This is a genomic window from Mesorhizobium sp. M2A.F.Ca.ET.067.02.1.1 (assembly GCF_004023285.1).
Classification (GTDB): Bacteria; Pseudomonadota; Alphaproteobacteria; order Rhizobiales; family Rhizobiaceae; genus Mesorhizobium.
In genome coordinates this window covers 1-2246 of the sequence record NZ_RZSB01000880.1, presented here as the reverse complement: position 1 = coordinate 2246, position 2246 = coordinate 1, and the positions used below count along the sequence as shown (strand labels likewise).

3 protein-coding genes are annotated in these 2246 nt (G+C 63.0%); 1 reads left to right on the top strand and 2 read right to left on the bottom strand.

The features are described 5' to 3' along the window. Nucleotides 1–172: 172 nt before the first annotated feature. A complete protein-coding gene (locus EOA28_RS33165) occupies nucleotides 173–688 on the bottom strand; it encodes an OsmC family protein (RefSeq protein WP_127386131.1) in 516 nt (171 codons plus the stop codon). A gap of 56 nt (nucleotides 689–744) precedes the next feature. Then, nucleotides 745–1170: a GFA family protein gene (locus EOA28_RS33160; protein ID WP_127253954.1), complete on the bottom strand. Its 426-nt coding sequence runs from the start codon at nucleotides 1168–1170 to the stop codon at nucleotides 745–747. Nucleotides 1171–1355: 185 nt separating this feature from the next. Between EOA28_RS33160 and EOA28_RS33155 the strand changes: the two genes are divergently transcribed. Then, a partial coding sequence (locus EOA28_RS33155; RefSeq protein WP_189342337.1) for an AraC family transcriptional regulator occupies nucleotides 1356–2246 on the top strand: 891 nt, incomplete at its 3' end.

The window sequence follows — 2246 nt, the reverse complement described above, 5'->3', positions numbered from 1 at the left end:
ATCACCATAAGGCCTTCCAGCGAAGATTCGACCAGCAGCGCCAGCGCTGCGCACGCCGCTCCGGCAAAATCGTCGAGGCGACGGGGCATGTGAAAGGATAGGCCTGGCGCGGAAAGCCGCGCTCAGGCCGAGCTCGAAACTGCCCGCCAGGATCTCGGTTCCGGGCAAAGTGTCACGAGACCACCCTGTTGAGTTTCACGAAGGTCTTCGGGCTGTGCTGGATGGTCTGGAAGATCACGCAGTAGCGATCGGTGAGCTCCATGAGTTGGGTCAGCCGGCTTTGCTCGACATCCGACTCGATGTCGAAGCGCAGGCGGATTTCCTTGAAGCCGACCGACACCCCCTCGGTGACGCCGAGCGTGCCGCGAAGATCGACATCGCCCTCGGCGGAGATTTCCGCCGACTTGATCGGAATCTCGAGCACGGCCGCGGCCGCCCGCATCGAGACGCCGGCGCAGGCGATCAGCGCCTCCAGCAGCATGTCGCCGGAGCAAAGCTCCTGGCCGCTGCCGCCGGCCTTCGGATGAATGCCGGCCAGCGCAAGCCCGCGCCCGGTTTCGACCTTGCAGGTCACCTTTGAGTCGTCGGCGCTGCCCTTCGCCTTCAAGGTAAGAAGCGCGGCCCGCGCATCCTTGCGATAAAGATCCTTGATCGGCTCCTGCGTGGCGCGAAACGTCGCGATATCCATTGCTGTTCTCCTGTCGTGAATTGCGGTTGCTTGAAGTCGTCGACCATCGTCCGGACCTATTCCGGGACCGCGATCCCGGAGCCGCCGAGCTCGGCGGGAAAGTCCTTCAGCTTCGGCAGCCCGTCCTTCATCGGCAGGACCGTCTCGGCGTAATTGACATGGACCCCCGGCGCGAATTCCACCGTCGGTATGGTGGCCGCATAGACGTCGACCAGTCCGAGCGGCGGATGGTCCGTCATCAAATGGCCGCCGCATTTCGTGCAGAACTGGCGGTCGCTCATCTCGGACTTCTTGAAACCTGAGAGAAACTCCGCCCCCTTGGTGACCTTGACGTTCTGAGGCTTCCACAGCGTGAAGGCGTTCACGGGAGACGCCGACCAGGAACGGCAGGAACTGCAATGGCAATAGCCCATTGCCTCCGCGTTTCCGTGGACTTCAATTTCCACGGCGCCGCAAAAACACCCGCCCTTATGTACCGTCATGACTTTAGTCCTTTTCTTTCGTTGCGTTCGATTGCGCAGAGCGTGCAACAGAAGACAGCTCCTGACGCCGGTTGGGGTTTAAAGCTTCCCACCTGGGACGGAATGATGGGGCGTCCGCGTTAGTTGACAGCGCGTCCGGAACTCGAATGGAAGTCGCGCAACTGGCTTAGCGGGACATGGGTGAAATGGCCGGAGACGCTCTGTCTGACCTTTTGAAAACGGTGCGCCTCACCGGTGCGACGTTTTTCGACATCGAGGCCCAGGATCCGTGGGCGGTCTGCTCGCCGGCACCCGCCTCGATATTGCCGAGGATACTGCCGGGCGCGGACCACCTGATTTCCTATCACGTGCTCACGGCGGGCCGCTGCTTTGCCCGCATTATCGGGCAGGAGGCGATCCCGGTGGAGGCCGGCGAGGTCGTGGTCTTCACCCACAGCGACCCGCATATCATGTCGAGCACGCCCGATTTGAGGGCCGACCCGCCGACGGCGGACGTGCTGCAGATCGCGGCCGCAAGCCAAACGCCTTTCCCGATCAACTACGTCAAGGACGGATCGCTGTCGGCGAGGCTGGTCTGCGGCTATCTCGCCTGCCATGCCCTGCCCTTCAATCCACTGCTGGAGGCGCTGCCGCCCGTCATCAAGGCCGGCGACGTCAAAGGCGATGCCGGCTGGCTCGGCCAGTTCATCAGATTGGCGGTCTCGGAAGTGGCCGAGAAGCGGGCCGGCAGCGAAACGGTGCTTACCAAGCTCAGCGAACTGATGTTCGTTGACGTGTTGCGCCGCTATGTGGAATCGCTGCCGCCGCAGCAGACCGGCTGGCTGGCGGGCCTGCGCGATCCGCAGCTGTCGAAGGCGCTGGCGCTGATCCACGACCGGCCGGCCCACAATTGGACGGTGGAGGCGCTGGCCAAGGAGTCCGCTTTGTCGCGCACGGTGCTTGCGGAGCGCTTCACCAAAGTCGTCGGCATGCCACCGATGCATTATCTCGCCAAATGGCGCATGCAGATCGCCTCGGAGCTGCTCAGCACCGGCAACAGCAACGTCGCCAGCATCGCGGCGGAGATAGGCTACGAA

Bases quoted from the DNA above. Each gene is read 5' to 3' on its own strand.
- EOA28_RS33165 (WP_127386131.1), bottom strand. From the start codon at position 688: ATGGATATCGCGACGTTTCGCGCCACGCAGGAGCCGATCAAGGATCTT.
- EOA28_RS33160 (WP_127253954.1), bottom strand. From the start codon at position 1,170: ATGACGGTACATAAGGGCGGGTGTTTTTGCGGCGCCGTGGAAATTGAA.